At 56.3% G+C, this 15,676-nt stretch carries 12 protein-coding genes; 8 read left to right on the forward strand and 4 right to left on the reverse strand.

Annotation, left to right across the window (positions count from 1 at the left end; all coding sequences use genetic code 11):
- Window positions 1-247: 247 nt before the first annotated feature.
- From ACXAH8_RS20745 to ACXAH8_RS20755, 3 genes are all read right to left on the reverse strand, one after another.
- Window positions 248-2,773 (reverse strand): cation:proton antiporter, encoded by a 2,526-nt coding sequence (locus ACXAH8_RS20745; RefSeq protein WP_475220456.1) that lies wholly within the window; start codon window positions 2,771-2,773, stop codon window positions 248-250.
- A 385-nt stretch (window positions 2,774-3,158) separates the two neighbouring features.
- Window positions 3,159-3,617, reverse strand: coding sequence for a putative molybdenum carrier protein (locus ACXAH8_RS20750; RefSeq protein ID WP_475220457.1), 459 nt, complete (start codon window positions 3,615-3,617; stop codon window positions 3,159-3,161).
- Window positions 3,614-4,297 (reverse strand): SOS response-associated peptidase, encoded by a 684-nt coding sequence (locus ACXAH8_RS20755; RefSeq protein WP_475220458.1) that lies wholly within the window; start codon window positions 4,295-4,297, stop codon window positions 3,614-3,616. Before ACXAH8_RS20755 ends, ACXAH8_RS20750 begins: the two co-directional genes overlap by 4 nt.
- A gap of 768 nt (window positions 4,298-5,065) precedes the next feature.
- Here ACXAH8_RS20755 and ACXAH8_RS20760 point away from each other — a divergent pair.
- Window positions 5,066-5,488: a CAP domain-containing protein gene (locus ACXAH8_RS20760; protein ID WP_475220459.1), complete on the forward strand. Its 423-nt coding sequence runs from the start codon at window positions 5,066-5,068 to the stop codon at window positions 5,486-5,488.
- Between the two features lie 705 nt (window positions 5,489-6,193).
- On the opposite strand, the gene ACXAH8_RS20765 is transcribed toward ACXAH8_RS20760, so the two are convergent.
- Window positions 6,194-7,258, reverse strand: a complete 1,065-nt coding sequence (locus tag ACXAH8_RS20765) for a Hint domain-containing protein (protein ID WP_475220460.1) — start codon at window positions 7,256-7,258, stop codon at window positions 6,194-6,196.
- Between the two features lie 256 nt (window positions 7,259-7,514).
- On the opposite strand from ACXAH8_RS20765, the gene iolG reads away from it, so the two are divergent.
- The 7 genes from iolG (at window position 7,515) to ACXAH8_RS20800 (ending at window position 15,669) form a co-directional block, all read left to right on the forward strand.
- Complete coding sequence (gene iolG / locus ACXAH8_RS20770) at window positions 7,515-8,528, forward strand: inositol 2-dehydrogenase (RefSeq protein WP_475220461.1); 1,014 nt, start codon at window positions 7,515-7,517, stop codon at window positions 8,526-8,528.
- Between the two features lie 122 nt (window positions 8,529-8,650).
- Complete coding sequence (locus tag ACXAH8_RS20775; protein ID WP_170378787.1) at window positions 8,651-9,592, forward strand: sugar ABC transporter substrate-binding protein; 942 nt, start codon at window positions 8,651-8,653, stop codon at window positions 9,590-9,592.
- Window positions 9,593-9,676: 84 nt separating this feature from the next.
- Entirely contained in the window at window positions 9,677-10,801 is a 1,125-nt protein-coding gene (locus tag ACXAH8_RS20780) for an ABC transporter permease (protein ID WP_475220462.1), read from the forward strand.
- Between the two features lies 1 nt (window position 10,802).
- The gene (locus ACXAH8_RS20785) at window positions 10,803-11,621 is read left to right on the forward strand and encodes an ATP-binding cassette domain-containing protein (protein WP_170678894.1); all 819 of its coding nucleotides are present in this window, start codon (window positions 10,803-10,805) and stop codon (window positions 11,619-11,621) included.
- Window positions 11,622-11,710: 89 nt separating this feature from the next.
- Entirely contained in the window at window positions 11,711-13,543 is a 1,833-nt protein-coding gene (gene iolD, locus ACXAH8_RS20790; protein WP_475220463.1) for a 3D-(3,5/4)-trihydroxycyclohexane-1,2-dione acylhydrolase (decyclizing), read from the forward strand.
- Entirely contained in the window at window positions 13,540-14,439 is a 900-nt protein-coding gene (gene iolE, locus ACXAH8_RS20795) for a myo-inosose-2 dehydratase (protein WP_475220464.1), read from the forward strand. The genes iolD and iolE overlap by 4 nt, the downstream gene beginning before the upstream one ends.
- A 48-nt stretch (window positions 14,440-14,487) precedes the next feature.
- Window positions 14,488-15,669 carry a phytanoyl-CoA dioxygenase family protein gene (locus tag ACXAH8_RS20800; RefSeq protein WP_475220465.1) on the forward strand — a complete coding sequence of 394 codons (1,182 nt, stop codon included), beginning with the start codon at window positions 14,488-14,490 and terminating at the stop codon, window positions 15,667-15,669.
- Window positions 15,670-15,676: the final 7 nt, after the last annotated feature.

The following is a 15,676-nucleotide window of genomic DNA, read 5'->3' on the forward strand; positions in this document are numbered from 1 at the left end:
AGCTTCCTCCGACTTGCTGACGCATTCCATGGTACAACTAAATCACTTCATTCCAAAGTTGGACGTCTGCTTTGGGCTCGAAGCAGTCGTTCGCTGCACTCGGTGTGGACGACTGCTAAGCGGACTTTGCAGCCATCCGCATTCTTGCTCGAAAGGACCGCAATCAGCCCAAAGCGGACATCGCACTTCCACGAATGAAAAGAACTCTTGTAGCGGTTCCTTTCCAATTGATGACCTTTCATTTCAGCTATACTTGATCAGGCGAACCTTCGTCCTCGTCCAGGTCCAACACCGCAGGGTCGATCATGCGTTTGCTGGCGCTCATCTTGACAGAGTTCCGCATCGCTTCACTCCTCCGGAGCAATCTCCGGAAACGTGCTTCGTCGAGCACAAGCAATGTCGAGGGTGCCAGCACCCGCACGTTCACGCGACGGGGCCGTTTCATTAACATGGCCAATTGCCCAAACATTTCGCCACGGCCTAACCGCGTGGTATGTCTACCGAACTCCACTTCGACTGCTCCAGAAGCGATGAAAAACACACTCCGGGTCAATTCATCTTTGGAAAGGATCGTGTCGCCCGCGTTTGCATAGCGGGTACGCAGCGCTCTACTGAGTTTTCGCAGTGAAGCTTTGTCGAGATCAGAGAATAGTGGAAACTGCCTGACCAGATCCCGGCCCTTCAGGGCGATGTCCAGTACAGGACGCCCTTCGGACAAAGCACGTCGTGCCGCCACTTCCTGCATCAACACTGAATAGAGCTCTTCGCCTACCAGGCCATCCTCGCGCATGACCGCGTATTCTCGCTCCTCCAGTCGCAATGCCGTCCTTCGGATGAACCGCCGCTCCAGCTTTTCCGCATAACCTGGATATTGGAGCCGTAATCCTTCAAGCGCTGTCTCAACCGCCTCGGATCGGCGCTCCAACAGGTCGTCTAGCAACTCCGCAACCCGGCGACCGTGGATCCGGCGTATGCGACCACGGACAAACCCATCGAGATCTCGAAGGATCAGACGTTGCATGAGCAGTCTTTCGAACCTGTCCGCTGTTATACGAGTGAGCGGAAACGAGATTCGTAGGCGGTTGTGCAGGAACACAGCGATCCGAAAAGACTTGCCATAGACGACAGATCGATTGGACGCGCGCTGATAGCCGATCCGCCCACCGGTCCTTGCGCCTTCAATGAGCCGATCCGCGTCTGACAGAATTTTTTCGCTGAGAACGGATGACATGGTGCGCTCTCGCATTCGGGCCAAAACTGAATCCCGCTCTGCACCGGCCAACGCAATAAGGCCAAGCGTGATACGGTCGCGATCAAGGATTTCCGCGCTGTCCTCGGCGGCCTTTACAGCCTCGTCGAGGCGTTCGCTAAATTGCTTGGCTTCGTTTCTTACAATTTGGTGGGTCAGGTCGTAGTTTTCCGCGGTGCGGGACACATCCTCGCGGACTGACTGCAAGGCGACTGCTACCACCTGGCGCGACAATGCCGTATCAAGCGGAGTGAGTTCGTCGAGCCCTAGCTTTGTGATTACCGTTCGCAAGGTTGTCCCTTGGACAATCAGTGTAAACAGCGTAAAGCCAGTGGCCAAAATACCGACCAGACGCTTGGTTTCGAGCGGCACTTGAGTGCTTTCAGTGACTGCCAGTGCCAATGCCAAAGTCACAGCGCCCCGCAGCCCACCCCAAAGCATTGCGGTGCGATAGGGGCGCTCCACAACTGGCGACAGACCGATTGTCGTGAGCAAGGGCAACAAGCCGAACAGAACCGCCGCCCGCGCCAGTGTTGCAGCAAGAACCACCACTGCCAGCAGGCCAAAGTCAGACGGCTGCACCCCTTCCAAAAGTCGCGGTATCAACAATGCTGCAAGGATAAAGATCAGCGCTCCGGCCCAGTGCGCCAGGAGATCCCATACTTCTTGCAGATTTGTCCATGCGATCGGTGACAAACGACCGGGGCCGGTGAGGTTGAGCGTTAGTCCTGTAACCACCACTGCGATAACACCCGAAGCCCCGACGCTTTGTTCCGCAACGATATAGGCGAGGTACGGTAGCGCGACAGAAATTGAAATTTGCGCCTTCTCCCAACGGTCTACGAAAGCCATCAACCAAACCGCAACCCGCGCCATCAGCCAACCCGTAAGTGCTCCGCCGACGATCAACAGCGGAAACTGCCCCAAGGCGTCACTTAGCGACGGATCAGGTCTCCCGAGCATCACAAAGCTCATGAATAGCCCAAAAAGAGCAATCGCGGCAGCATCGTTCAGGAGGCTTTCACCCTCGATTATTCGCGACAACCTGCGTGGTGCGGAGATTGACCTAAAAATGCTGACAACCGCCGAGGGATCAGTTGTCGATACGATAGCACCAATCAACAGGCAGGCGACCAGCGGTAGCGCACTGACCCAACTGAGCGCATAACCAATAGAGAGGGTAGCCACAATCACCGCCACAACGGCCATCATCAGGATGGGCATCCAGTCATCCAGCATCCTGCGCAGGTTCATGCCAAGTGTCGCCTGGAAGAGCAACGTTGGCAGGAAAACATAGAGGAAGACGTCCGACCGGATCGGCAAATCAATAATCGCCTGCGCTCCCGGGTTCAGTGCATCCGTCAAGTCAGTGTTGAGAAAGAACGTTGCGCCAAGTCCGATCACTATCCCAAGGACCGCTAGGATAACGCTGTAAGGCAGGCGCATACGTGCAGCCAATGGTTCCGCCACGCCGATTACAACAAAAAAAGAAGTGATGATGGTCGTAATGACGACAATGTCCATTACTACGTATTACCTGAGAACTCGAACTAAGGGAATTCGCCTCTCCAACCGGATCGGCTTTGTGGAAGCACTGTGATAGCTCGCAAACACCCAGATTGCGCAGTTGCAAAGAATGTTTGCAATTGCGGACCGCTCTTTGACACTAGCTTTGTGAGTGAACCGCTGAGCTATGTCGACCCTGCGCTTTGCAAAGTCCGGTTTCTGCGCATTGCTGTCATTGAAGCTTCGCGCAGCATCAGTCAATTTGGGCTCGGAACAGTCGTTCGCTGCGCAATGCGCCAGTGACCGCTTTGCGAACTTTCCGGTCATAGGACCGGAGGAGTTGTCAAAACCGTCGGGTTTACCAGTCGGTCCTTCAAAGACTTTGGAAGTGCGAGAAACTGGCCTAGGTGGTCAAAAGAGCATCGCTCAGGAAAGCAAACGCCTTTGAATATAGGCCAGGTGCCTCAGATTCACGTGGTCCGGCAACGTTGAGAACCGAAGGCTTGATCGATGAGACCCATTGCCGAACCCGCTCAGCTTCCAGACGGTTTTTATCTGCAAGCGCGATACGCATAACCGGTTTTCCTACCTCAATTGCGACTTGATGAGTATAGTTTGTACCGGGGCTTTCTGATCCATCAGTTAGAATAAGCGTAGCGTCGCTTGAAATGACGTTGAGTCGGGTTCTGACGTCTGGTTCAGCCGACGGTGCCTCCGTCAACCCTAAGTATCGTTTGGAAATGCGCCCAGCTTCGTTGATTCGACCTTTGGGAACCCAGCCGCCGTAGCTCAAACCGCGTTGGATAGCGAACTCAAGTGCAGCCAAGTCTACGCCAGTTTGCCCACCCGATACGATTTTCACGGTAACCTTCCTGCTGGATCCGACTTCTCACCTTCGCCAGACCGAACAATTTGCGTTTCGTTCGAATTTAAGGGCTCCAGCAGTTCGAATGCGTCATCCGCGTTGCCATCCATCCATTGCTCATAGTCCTCTGGCTTGAGGATGGCGGGCATTCTCTGCGGGTGTATGGGCTTTACCAGTTCATTGGCCGTCGTGGTGATGACGGTGTAGGTTTCAACCTCCTCGGGCCCTTCATTGCCCTGGTACCGCGAGGTTTGCCACATACCCGCAAATGCGAGTGGCGGGCGGTCTTCATCGCCCTTCAGGGCGAACCAGTGGTAGGTGGCAGGGTTTCTTCCTTGGGCCTCACAGAACGAACCAACCGGAACGAGGCAACGCCGCTCCTCAAAGCTCTGTTTCCACAAGCCGTTTGAGCGCACCTTGTCATCACGTGCGTTATTCCAGGCACACGGTTGGATAATAGCACCGGTTTTCTTTGACTTCTTTGTCGTACGAAATCCCCAACTCAGCGAGACCAGCTCACGCTTACCTTCGTCGCCTTTCCCAACCACAGAGGCTAAGTGCTTTGGGTAGATGGCTGGTAATGGTTCCGCATTCCCGAGCCTGTCACGTTCAACGGTCACGTCAAACAGTTGGCGCATCGCCTTGGCGGGGATAGCGTTGGAGTAGAGGTTGCACATGGCTTCAAAAGCTACGCACAAGACCAGAATTGGACAAGGTTGCACGTCTTGGCTTTTCCTAGAACCAGCAAGTGGATCGAAGCAAAATACCAATGTCCGTTTAAGCCGTTTGTCTTTCGAAGTCTGGGGGTGTTAGTGATGTGAGGGTTTGGTCGAGGGGGGTAAGGACCAACCCTTTATCTTCACCCGTGAGTGAGTGGTGGTGTGTGTAGTCTGACTTACTGTGACACCAAAGCTGTTTGGTTAATATTTGGGAAACCCCGTATCGCCCAGTTTTAAGACGAAACGATTTGTTTCTGGGTCCGAAACGGAAAGTTTCACAATGAATCGTGGACATAATTTCGCCACAATGCGATCCTTTGACCGTGGGTGACATGCTTGTAATTTAGAACGTTCTGGTTTTTCCGACTGGATTTGAGGGGGTTAATTGGTTCGGCGTGTCACCCAACGAAGCCCTCAAGTAACCACGATAGCATTGACGTGCCTTCCGTGACGTTAGCAAACTTCCCATGCCTCTTTCACCAAACTGTCACAATTCAAACATTCAGATTCGATAGTGGGTAAGTGCGGCGCGTCTTGAATGGGGTTTGCGATTGTAAATGAGGGGGTACGAGTTCGGCGCGTCGTACCTTCCCCGAAAGATAGGGACCTTCAGCGCACACTGAGTCTATGTTACAAATGCCTTGGCTCAACGAGACCTGAATGCGCGCCCTATGGTTTTTAGAAACCCCGAACTGAACAAGTTAGACCGATCCGGGCAGGCATAAGATGCTACGCCTACTGTATGTCTGGGTGTTTTTGGTCCCTACGGCTCTTGCAGCAAACGCTTTGGCAACGAACGAGCTGAATGAGTACCGCAAAAGCAAAGGTCGTCCAGCACTCAGCTACAGTCTGCAATTGGAACAAGCCGCCAAGTCCCATGCCGAGGACATGGTGAGGAAGGGTTTCTTTTCACATACCGGTTCAAAAGGGTCAGACGTGGGCGAGCGGGTGAACAGGGCGGGCTATCAATGGTGTTTTGTGGCTGAAAACATCGCCAAAGGGCAGAGCAGTCTGGAGGCAGTGAAGTCAGCTTGGGCGCAGTCGCGGGGACATCGAGCCAATATGCTGTCACGCAAGGCTAAGGAGTTCGCGCTCTATAAGGCGGCGGATCGAACATGGGTGATGGTTCTAGCTGCGCAGTGTCGATAGTTTGGGTGGGAAATGTAGTTCTCCATTTTCTATCAGTTGGGCCAATAGCATCGGGTCTTGTTCAGCTATCTCGCGCTCCAGTACCTTCAGGCAACCCTCCCAAGTTTCCATTGTAAGCCTTCGATGAACCCCGTCGGAACAGGATGCAGTGGCTCTGGAAGTCTCCAGATAGACCCGGTTGCGAAAATCTTCGCTTGTTTCACCTTTTTCGCGGACCAGCCGTGCAAATCCAACTTCCGGAAACTCGCTAGCGACTAGCTAACCGGAGACGTCAGTTTCAAATACGGGGCACCAGTCGGCTTCACCGCTGAATGACACCCTTTCAAGCTTTCCCAGTCTAAATTTAATGCTCATTCAATGCGCTCCGCGACCCGCTCCACTCGGTCTTTGAATTCTTCCCGCGTTTCATTCTCGTTTCTTGACAATTGCCCACCGGCCTGGGGGCCTTTCATGATGTAAGCCAGCCGTGGTTCACCGCCTTCCCCGGTTTCTTCGTGCGCCCTCGAGTCCTTCAGGGATCGCCATATCACCCAAGAAAACCACGCGGCTTGTCCGATCAGTTATTCGCCTTGGCGGGGAGGGGTCAGAAGGGCTGGCTGAGGGGGTCGCGCCAGCCCTTCTTAAGAGGGTTACTGAGTGGTAGGTAAATCAGTAACCAATAATTAACAAATGCGTGCGGCGCGCGAAATTGGGGGATTCCCGTAGTTACTGCGCCGCTACGCGGGATCCTGTGGTGTTCAAACGCGATAGATGCGACCTGAGAACAGCCGCTTCATGTGGTTTCAGAATGGGTGCAGCCGTCGGCCCATAAGCGTCGGGATTTACTCGTAGCTCGGGGAAAAGTGACAGTATTTCAAAACGCTGCGGGTAGTCCAGCGCTCCGATCGAGTTCGGGGTTACGAAAAAACTCTCGCTGAGGACGCCTTCAGATCTGACGATCTGATGCTGATCGAACATGATGTGCCAGTAGCTGACATGCCCGCCTTCACGAATCGATACACCCCCCATGCCGCATAGGAACTTGGCCGCCACCAATGCGCGTGGCGCTCCAAACAGAAGCTCGGCCACATTGGTGTCGATCATCATCCGGTGCCGCTGCGAGACGACAAGTTCGCGCGGGTTCCCCAGCGTATTGGGGGCAAAGACCACAGGGGCAAAGCGCCCGGTTGCCGGGACGGATGTGCTCCCGACCCACAGAACGGGCTGCAGGCCGTTGTCCCGTGTCCAGACCTGCTGACCTACGTGAATCTGCTGCACGGGAACCGGGCCGTCGGCTGTTTCGATCAATGTACCGTCAGCAAAGCAAGCCACATAGTCCGAATACAGCGATGATCCTGCATTCGATCCCGCAACCTTGACGTAGGAGGCCCCATCTATCAGCCGCTCCGAGGCCGCAAAGCCCCAGACATCCGAGGTCACGCCGTTTTGCGAAAAGACATACAGCCGGATGACAGGTCCGGTTTCTAGACCGTTTTCGTCAAGCTGCCGAATGTCGATGAAGGATTCGGATTCCACAGGAGTACCATTGGCCACGATGCCGCCACCATCGGTGACGGTGTGGCCAAAGGCCTGATCATCTTCGAACACATCCGGATTGCCCGAGGTGTCATCTACAGTGACCGTGGTTCCGCCGCCCGCCGTATATTGGAAAATAGTACCGTTCGGTGTGTCCGAGTTGTTGCGGATTGGCGTGCCTACAATCCCCGCGCTGGGGCTGGACGTTACCAGCATGTTTTCGCTGTCGACTGAAAAGAAACTACGCAGAACCATCTAGTACCCGTCATGATTGCTGTTGCTTTGAACGGCCTGCACAGACCATTTGCGGCGCACCCTAGGGTGGTTCTCGACCCCGACCAATTCACGTCATCTTGAGCGTCAGGCTTATTGAGGCTTCGCGCATTCAATTGTTGTTGAGGTGCCGACTGCATCGCCCGCAGACCTTGATCGGAGGACCGATGATAAAACTATTGCAACCGGTTGCAAAAAAATCCATTGTTGCGCCACAGAACAGGATTCGAGGGTTTGGATGTTGAAGGTTGGATTGCTGGGCGCCGGTCGGATCGGGCGGGTGCATGCGCGGGCGATATCAGCCCATCCAGGCAGTGTGTTATGCGCGGTCTCGGATGCCATGGCTCAGGCGGCCGAGGATCTGGCCAAAGACCACGGCGCCGAGGTTCGAACCTCGGACCTTATCATAGCTGACCCTGAAATCGACGCAGTGCTGATCGCGACGCCGACAGACACGCATTCAGACCTGATCGAAGCCGCAACAGCGGCAGGCAAAGCAGTTTTGTGTGAAAAACCCGTGGATCTGGATCTTCAGCGGGCCATTTCCTGCCAGCAGTCGGTCGCAGCTCATGGTCAGCCCGTGATGATCGGCTTCAACCGTCGGTTTGATCCCAGCTTCTCGGCATTGAAAGCGGCTGTGGATGCAGGCGAGATCGGCAAGGCTGAACTGTTGTCCATCACCTCGTTTGACCCGGCACCGCCGCCGGTGAGCTATGTCAAGGTTTCGGGTGGCCTGTTCCGGGATATGATGATCCACGATTTCGACATGGCGAATTTCTTGATGGGAGGGGTCCCGAAGACGATTTCCGCTGTCGGCTCGTCGATCGTCGACCCGGAAATCGGCGCGGCCGGAGACGTGGATACCGCCGTTGTCACAATGACTTACGCGGATGGTCGTATCGCGGCCATCAAGAATTCACGCCGTGCGACCTATGGTTACGATCAGCGGGTTGAGCTGCTGGGTTCCGAAGGTCTTCTGCAGGCGCAGAACATGCTGGAAAACACGGTTATCAAATCGACCTCCGCCGGCGTTGTCGGGGCCAAACCGACCTATTTCTTTCTGGAACGCTACATGCCCGCCTATCAGGCGGAATGGGCCGCTTTTGTGGAGGCCGCCGCCTCGGGCGCGCAGGTTTCAGTGTCGCTGGAAGATGGGGTTGCAGCCCTCGCCATGGCCGAGGCGGCAACGATGTCGGCGCAGTCGGGTAGGCCAGTTCATCTGGCTGAAGTTTTGAAACCGGTTGCAAAATGATTGAATTTCTTCAAACTGAAAACAGCTCGGATACAGACCCGGGCAATACAGATTCGGCCCAACCGATTAAATGGGGCTGATAGCCTAGGACGAAAACAGACGGTTTTATGGGAGGAAACCAAATGAACAAGTTTGTGAAACGCGTACTGATGGCCAGTGCTGTCGCGGTGGCGGCGGCAAGCGGTGCCGCGGCTGAAGGCGAAAAGTACATCCTGGTCAGCCATGCCCCTGACAGTGACAGCTGGTGGAACACGATCAAGAACGGTATCGCTTTGGCGGGTGAGCAGATGGGTGTCGAGGTGGAATATCGCAACCCGCCCACTGGTGACCTTGCGGATATGGCGCGCATCATCGATCAGGCTGCGGCCTCCGGTCCGAATGGTATCATCACTACGTTGGCTGACCCGGATATTCTCGAAGGCCCGATCAAAGCTGCTGTAGATTCCGGGATCGACGTGATCATTATGAACACTGGGACACCCGATAAGGCACGCGAAGTTGGCGCCCTGATGTATGTTGGGCAACCCGAATATGACGCTGGCTATGCGGCTGGTCTTCGGGCGAAAGGTGACGGCATTGGCTCTTTCCTTTGTGTCAACCACTATATCGTCCAGCCATCCAGCCAAGAGCGGTGCCAGGGCTTCGCGGACGGACTGGGTATCGAACTTGGTGAACAGATGATCGACGCGGGACAGGATCCGGCTGAGATCAAGAACCGCGTTCTGGCCTACCTGTCTGCTAACCCGGAGACGGACGCTGTTTTGACGCTAGGCCCCACCTCTGCCGACCCAACCATCTTGGCGCTGCAAGAGAACGGCATGGCCGGTGACATTTACTTCGGCACGTTTGATCTGGGTGGCGAGATTGTCAAAGCCATCAAGGACGGTACCATTCAGTGGGGAATCGACCAGCAGCCGTTCCTGCAGGCCTACCTGCCGGTTGTTGTTCTCACTAACTACCACCGTTACGGCGTTCTGCCAGGCAACAACATCAACTCTGGCCCCGGTTTCGTGACTGCTGACGGTCTGGAGAAAATCGAAGAATTCGCGGGTGAATACCGCTGATCTTCCTAGCTGAGCGGGCGTGCTAGGGCGCCCGCTCAAACCTACTTCCATTTTTCCTGGATCACCCGCGAGGGGAGGACCACAATGTCTGAGTCAGCTCAATCCACGACAGTAGAAGATGAACGGATCAAAGAGATCTCGCCGCTGCGCCGTGCTCTGATCCGCCCTGAGCTGGGTGGAATTGTCGGCACCGTCGCCGTATTTACGTTTTTTCTGTTGTTTGCATTCGATAGTGGCATGTTCACCAGTCAGGGTGTGCTGAACTGGTCGATCGTTTCGGCGCAGTTCATGATCATTGCCGTAGGGGCGTGCCTGCTCATGATCGCAGGCGAATTTGACTTATCGGTCGGTTCGATGATCGGCTTTGCCGGGATGATGATCGCGATCTTCTCAGTCACACTCAGCTGGCCCGTGTGGATGGCTATCATTGTGACGTTTGCGCTCTGTGTGTCGATTGGGGCCTTGAACGGTTTTATCGTGGTGCGAACTGGCCTGCCCAGCTTTATCGTGACTTTGGCCTTTCTGTTTATCCTGCGCGGCTTCACCATTTATCTGCCGCAAACCATTGAGCGGAAGACGATCATTGGCGGCATCAAAGACGTCGCGGAAGGTGACTGGCTGGCATCGATCTTCGGTGGCAAAGTCGGACAAGGGTTCTTCAGTTGGCTTGGCGAAAACGGCTTGATCGAAACGTTCGAGCGTGGAACGCGCGCGGGTCAGCCTGTTGTTGACGGTATTCCCATGCTGATTGTCTGGGCCATTGGTATCATTATTTTTGGTCACGTGCTGCTTACCAAAACCAAGTTTGGTAACTGGATTTTCGCAGCGGGTGGCGACGCCGAGGCAGCGCGGAATTCAGGCGTGCCAGTGAACAAAGTCAAAATACTGATGTTCATGTTCACCGCCTTCTGCGCCACGGTCTTCGCAACTTGTCAGGTTATGGAGTTCGGCTCGGCTGGCGCGGACCGTGGTTTGCTTAAGGAGTTTGAAGCGATTATTGCGGTTGTAATTGGCGGCGCGCTGCTGACCGGCGGATATGGCTCGGTTCTGGGGGCTGCTTTGGGCGCTTTGATTTTTGGCGTGGTACAGCAGGGGCTGTTCTTTGCCGGCGTAGAAAGCTCATTGTTTAGGGTTTTCTTGGGGATCATCCTGTTGGGTGCCGTAATCCTGAACACCTATATCCGCCGCATCATCACAGGAGAACACTGAGATGACTGACGATACCAAGTTCCACCACGGGGACGTGCAGGATAGCAAGCCGATCATTCGAATGGTCGACATCCAGAAACACTTCGGCTCGGTGATTGCGCTGGCAGGCGTCAGCTTTGATCTTAAACCGGGGGAATGCCACTGTCTTCTCGGCGACAATGGTGCAGGCAAATCGACGTTCATTAAGACGATGTCGGGCGTTCACAAACCAACTTCGGGCGAGATTTTCTTCGAAGACAAGCCGATGCATTTTGAAGACCCGCGCGATGCTATTTCAGCGGGGATCGCAACAGTGCATCAGCATTTGGCCATGATTCCGCTGATGAGTGTCAGCCGCAATTTCTTCATGGGCAACGAACCAACGCGCAAAGTGGCCGGAATCAGCTTCTTCGACAAGAAGCTGGCTGACGAGATCACTATGGAAGAGATGCGCAAGATGGGCATCAACCTGCGTGGCCCGGATCAGGCTGTGGGCACCCTGTCGGGGGGGGAGCGCCAAACAGTGGCGATTGCGCGCGCAGTACATTTTGGTGCAAAGATCCTGATTTTGGACGAGCCGACCTCGGCCCTTGGGGTGCGGCAAACTTCGAACGTGCTGGCGACCATCGACAAGGTGCGCAGCCAAGGCGTTGGCGTGGTTTTCATCAGCCACAACGTGCGCCACGCGCTGGCCGTCGGCGACCGTTTTACAGTGCTGAACCGGGGCAAAACGCTGGGCACCGCAAGACGCGGTGAGATCACACCTGAAGAATTACAGGACCTGATGGCTGGAGGGCAGGAATTGGCCCAATTGGAAGGGTCACTGGGCGGAACGGTTTAACGCCGTTCCCCCAAAACGGGACCATTCGGTCCGACATCCAACGAAATCGCAGAACTGGCCGGAATGGCCTTGTGTTGAAAGGGATCACAATGGGCAAGACCGTCCGACTGACCGCAGCGCAAGCTTTGGTGCGCTATCTGGGTGCCCAGATGAATGAGGCCGGAGAGCCTTTTATCGCAGGTGTCTGGGCCATTTTCGGCCACGGAAACGTGGCCGGGCTGGGTGAGGCGCTGCATGGTGCCAAAGACACGCTGCCCACCTATCGCGGCCACAATGAACAGACGATGGCGCATTGCGCGATTGCATATGCCAAACAGATGCGGCGCACACGGGCGATGGCGGTGACCTCGTCCATCGGGCCGGGCGCGACCAATATGGTCACCGCTGCTGCGCTGGCCCATGTGAACCGCCTGCCGGTTCTTCTGCTGCCGGGCGACGTCTTCGCCTCGCGCGGGCCGGACCCGGTGTTGCAACAGATCGAGAGTTTTGGCGATGGCACCATCAGCGCAAATGACTGTTTCCGCCCGGTCAGCCGCTACTATGACCGTATTTCGCGCCCCGAGCATCTGCTGACCGCTCTGCCGCGTGCTTTCCGCACGATGACGGATCCGGCGGATTGCGGGCCGGTCACTTTGGCTTTCTGTCAGGACGTGCAGGCCGAGGCCTATGACTATCCCGAAAGCTTCTTTGAACCGCGCGTATGGTTCCAACGCCGTATTCGCCCGGACGAAGGCGAGCTGGCGCGCGCTGTGGCCGCGATTTCAGTGGCCAAACGTCCGGTTATTGTTGCGGGCGGTGGGGTGCACTATTCGGACGCAACGGATGCGCTGCAGAGCTTTGCTGAGACACACAATATCCCAATCACAGAAACGCAGGCCGGAAAATCCGCTTTGGCTTGGGATCATCCCCTGAACCTGGGTCCGATTGGTGTGACGGGCGGCGAGCCCGCCAATGACATCTGCGCCGAGGCCGATCTGGTGCTGGCCGTTGGAACGCGCCTGCAGGATTTCACGACCGGCTCGTGGGGCCTGTTTTCAAACCCCGCGCGCGAGATGATCTGCCTCAACACGGCCGCCTATGATGCTGAGAAACACGGCGCGATGCCGTTGCAATCCGATGCGCGTGTAGGCTTGCAGAAGCTGGGCGCGGCGTTGCAGGGCTACAATGCTGATCCTGTGGCGGACACTCTCAAAGCGGATTGGTTTGGCAAGGTTGACGCGTTGACCGACGCACCGGGGGACGGGAACGCCCTGCCCACCGACATGCAGGTGGTCGGCGCGGTTCAGCGCGCCTCGCGTGACGATACGGTGGTGATGTGCGCCGCTGGCACAATGCCGGGTGAGCTTCACAAGCTGTGGAAAGCGCCGCGGCCCGGGGCTTATCACATGGAATACGGGTTCAGCTGCATGGGCTATGAGATCGCAGGCGCCATGGGCATCAAGATGGCCCAACCGGATCGCGACGTGATCTGCTTTACGGGCGACGGCACCTACATGATGGCGAACTCGGAAATGGCGACGGCAGCGATGATGGGCGTGTCCTTCACCGTTGTGATCACCGACAACCGGGGCTTTGGTTGCATCAACCGGCTGCAAATGGGCACCGGCGGGGCCGAGTTTAACAACCTGCTGGATCACACTGTCCACGAAACCGCCTCGAACATTGATTTCGCGGCACATGCAGCGGCGATGGGGGCGACCTCAGTCAAGGTCAGCTCGATTGCCGAGCTTGAGGACGCGCTGGCCAAACGCGGTGACATCACAGGGCCTTACGTGGTGGTCATCGACACCGATCCTTACCCCTCGACCGAATATGGCGGCACATGGTGGGAAGTCGCGGTGCCCGAAGTCAGCACCCGCCCCGAAGTGAACGAAAAACGCGCGGCCTATGAGGTTGCCATCAAGGAAAGAAACACGAAATGAGCGTGAAAATCGGGATCTCTCCGATCGCGTGGCAGAATGACGATCTGCCGGACCTGACCGCCGCATACACAATGGAACAAGCGCTGCAGGAGTCGCGTCAGATTGGTTACACCGGCGTCGAACGGGGCCAGCGGATGCCCAGCGATACTGAGGGGCTTCGCGCCTACCTTGAGGGCAACGATATCGCGCTCTGTGGTGGCTGGTGTTCCGGTGCCTCGCTGGTCAATGACTTCGCGTCGGAACAAGACGCGGTACGGGAACAGGTTGAACAGTTCGTGGCCCTGAACAGCCCGTGTATCGTTTACGCCGAATGCTCCAACACTGTTCAGGGCCAGATCGGGACGCCGGTCAATGACCGTCCGAAACTGTCAAAGGATGAGGTGCTGTCCTATGCGGCCAAGCTGACCGAACTGGCAAAATGGATGGGTGATCAGGGCATGCCAATGGCCTATCACCACCACATGGGCACGATCATTGAAAGCGAAGATGACGTGAACTGGTTGATGGAGGGCTCAGGCCCCGAGGTGAAGCTGTGTTTTGACACCGGTCACTTGCTGTTTGGCGGAGGTGACGTGATGGCGACCCTGAACCGTTGGGGCGACCGCGTGCATCACGTGCATTTTAAGGATATTCGCCCTGCCATCGTACAGGACGTGCGGGAAAACAACCGCAGTTTCCTGGACGCCGTGATTGCAGGCGCGTTCACGGTGCCCAGTGACGGCTGCATTGATTTCCAAGCGGTCGCAAATGCGCTGAAAGCGATGGATTATGACGGCTGGATCGTCGTTGAGGCAGAACAGGACCCAGCCAAAGCGCCGCCCTATGAGTACTCCAAAAAAGGCTACGACCACATCGTAGACGTCTGCGGCAAGGCAGGATTGGAGATCACCGCTTAGCACACCGCCCCAAGGGGCAACACCGAAGCCATGAGAAAGGAGAAAGTCATGGTAAATCAAGAACTCGGATATGTCGGCTATTTTGACCGGGAATCCTGTGATCTGGATGAATTCAAGGTGTTGACCTCGCAGGCCCTTTCGGCGGACGCGGTGCCATTTGCTGCGTCCGTGGAAAACAATGTGCCCGTCTATGACATGCAGGCTTTGCGACCGGTGCTAGGGCAAGCAGACAAGCGGCAGGCTTTGCTGGCCGAATGGGCTTGGGTACTTGCCAAGTCTGCAGGGGTCATCGCCCTGAAACAGGCATATCCGGATACAAGTGTGATTGACCGGGCCACAGATGTTTTCCGCCAGATCATCGAAGACGAACGTCAGGGCGGCGGGGGTGAGGGCGACCACTTTGCGGCCTCTGGGGCCAATGACCGGATCTGGAACGCGTTACAGAAACAGTGCCTGCGCGATCCCGAGGGCTTTACGCTTTATTTCGGAAACACCTCAATTGCCGCCGCGTGTGAGGCTTGGCTTGGCCCGAACTATCAAGTCACGGCGCAGATCAACCAGGTGCGTCCCGGCGGGCAGGCACAGCAAGCGCATCGTGACTATCATCTTGGGTTTCAGACGGCAGACAGCGCAGCGCGCTATCCCGCGCATGCGCATTTTCTAACGGCAGCTCTGACGTTGCAGGGCGCTGTAGCGCATTGCGATATGCCGGTGGAGTCCGGCCCAACCAAACTGCTTCCGTTCTCGCAGCTTTATGCGCCCGGATATCTCGCCTTCCACGACACGGATCACCGCACGCATTTCGAGGAAAACTATGTGCAGGTGCCGTTGCAAAAGGGTGACGCCGTGTTCTTCAACCCTGCGCTGTTCCATGCGGCAGGCGAAAACCGCAGCGCGGACATTCATCGCATGGCAAACCTGCTGCAAGTGTCCTCGAGTTTTGGTCGGGCGATGGAGGCCGTGGATCGCCGTGCGATGTCCGAGGCGGTGTTTCCGTCGCTCATCGCCTTGAAACAACGTGGCGACCTGACCAGTGCAAAGCTAGAGGCCGCGATCGCCGCAACTGCCGAAGGCTATCCCTTTCCTACCAATCTCGACACGGACCCTCCGGTCGGGGGGAATGCGCCGGACAGTCAGGCGGATATCCTGCGCCGAGCTGTGGCCGAGGGGTGGTCCGAGGCGCAGCTATCGAATGCGCTTTCGGCGCTGACCACACGGCAATCCGCCTGAAATAAGA

This window comes from Ruegeria sp. ABV3_008, assembly GCF_056161185.1.

Bases quoted from the DNA above. Each gene is read 5' to 3' on its own strand.
- ACXAH8_RS20745 (WP_475220456.1), bottom strand. From the start codon at position 2,773: ATGGACATTGTCGTCATTACGACCATCATCACTTCTTTTTTTGTTGTA.
- ACXAH8_RS20755 (WP_475220458.1), bottom strand. From the start codon at position 4,297: ATGTGCAACCTCTACTCCAACGCTATCCCCGCCAAGGCGATGCGCCAA.
- ACXAH8_RS20760 (WP_475220459.1), top strand. From the start codon at position 5,066: ATGCTACGCCTACTGTATGTCTGGGTGTTTTTGGTCCCTACGGCTCTT.
- ACXAH8_RS20765 (WP_475220460.1), bottom strand. From the start codon at position 7,258: ATGGTTCTGCGTAGTTTCTTTTCAGTCGACAGCGAAAACATGCTGGTA.
- iolG (WP_475220461.1), top strand. From the start codon at position 7,515: ATGTTGAAGGTTGGATTGCTGGGCGCCGGTCGGATCGGGCGGGTGCAT.
- ACXAH8_RS20775 (WP_170378787.1), top strand. From the start codon at position 8,651: ATGAACAAGTTTGTGAAACGCGTACTGATGGCCAGTGCTGTCGCGGTG.
- ACXAH8_RS20780 (WP_475220462.1), top strand. From the start codon at position 9,677: ATGTCTGAGTCAGCTCAATCCACGACAGTAGAAGATGAACGGATCAAA.
- ACXAH8_RS20785 (WP_170678894.1), top strand. From the start codon at position 10,803: ATGACTGACGATACCAAGTTCCACCACGGGGACGTGCAGGATAGCAAG.
- iolD (WP_475220463.1), top strand. From the start codon at position 11,711: ATGGGCAAGACCGTCCGACTGACCGCAGCGCAAGCTTTGGTGCGCTAT.
- iolE (WP_475220464.1), top strand. From the start codon at position 13,540: ATGAGCGTGAAAATCGGGATCTCTCCGATCGCGTGGCAGAATGACGAT.
- ACXAH8_RS20800 (WP_475220465.1), top strand. From the start codon at position 14,488: ATGGTAAATCAAGAACTCGGATATGTCGGCTATTTTGACCGGGAATCC.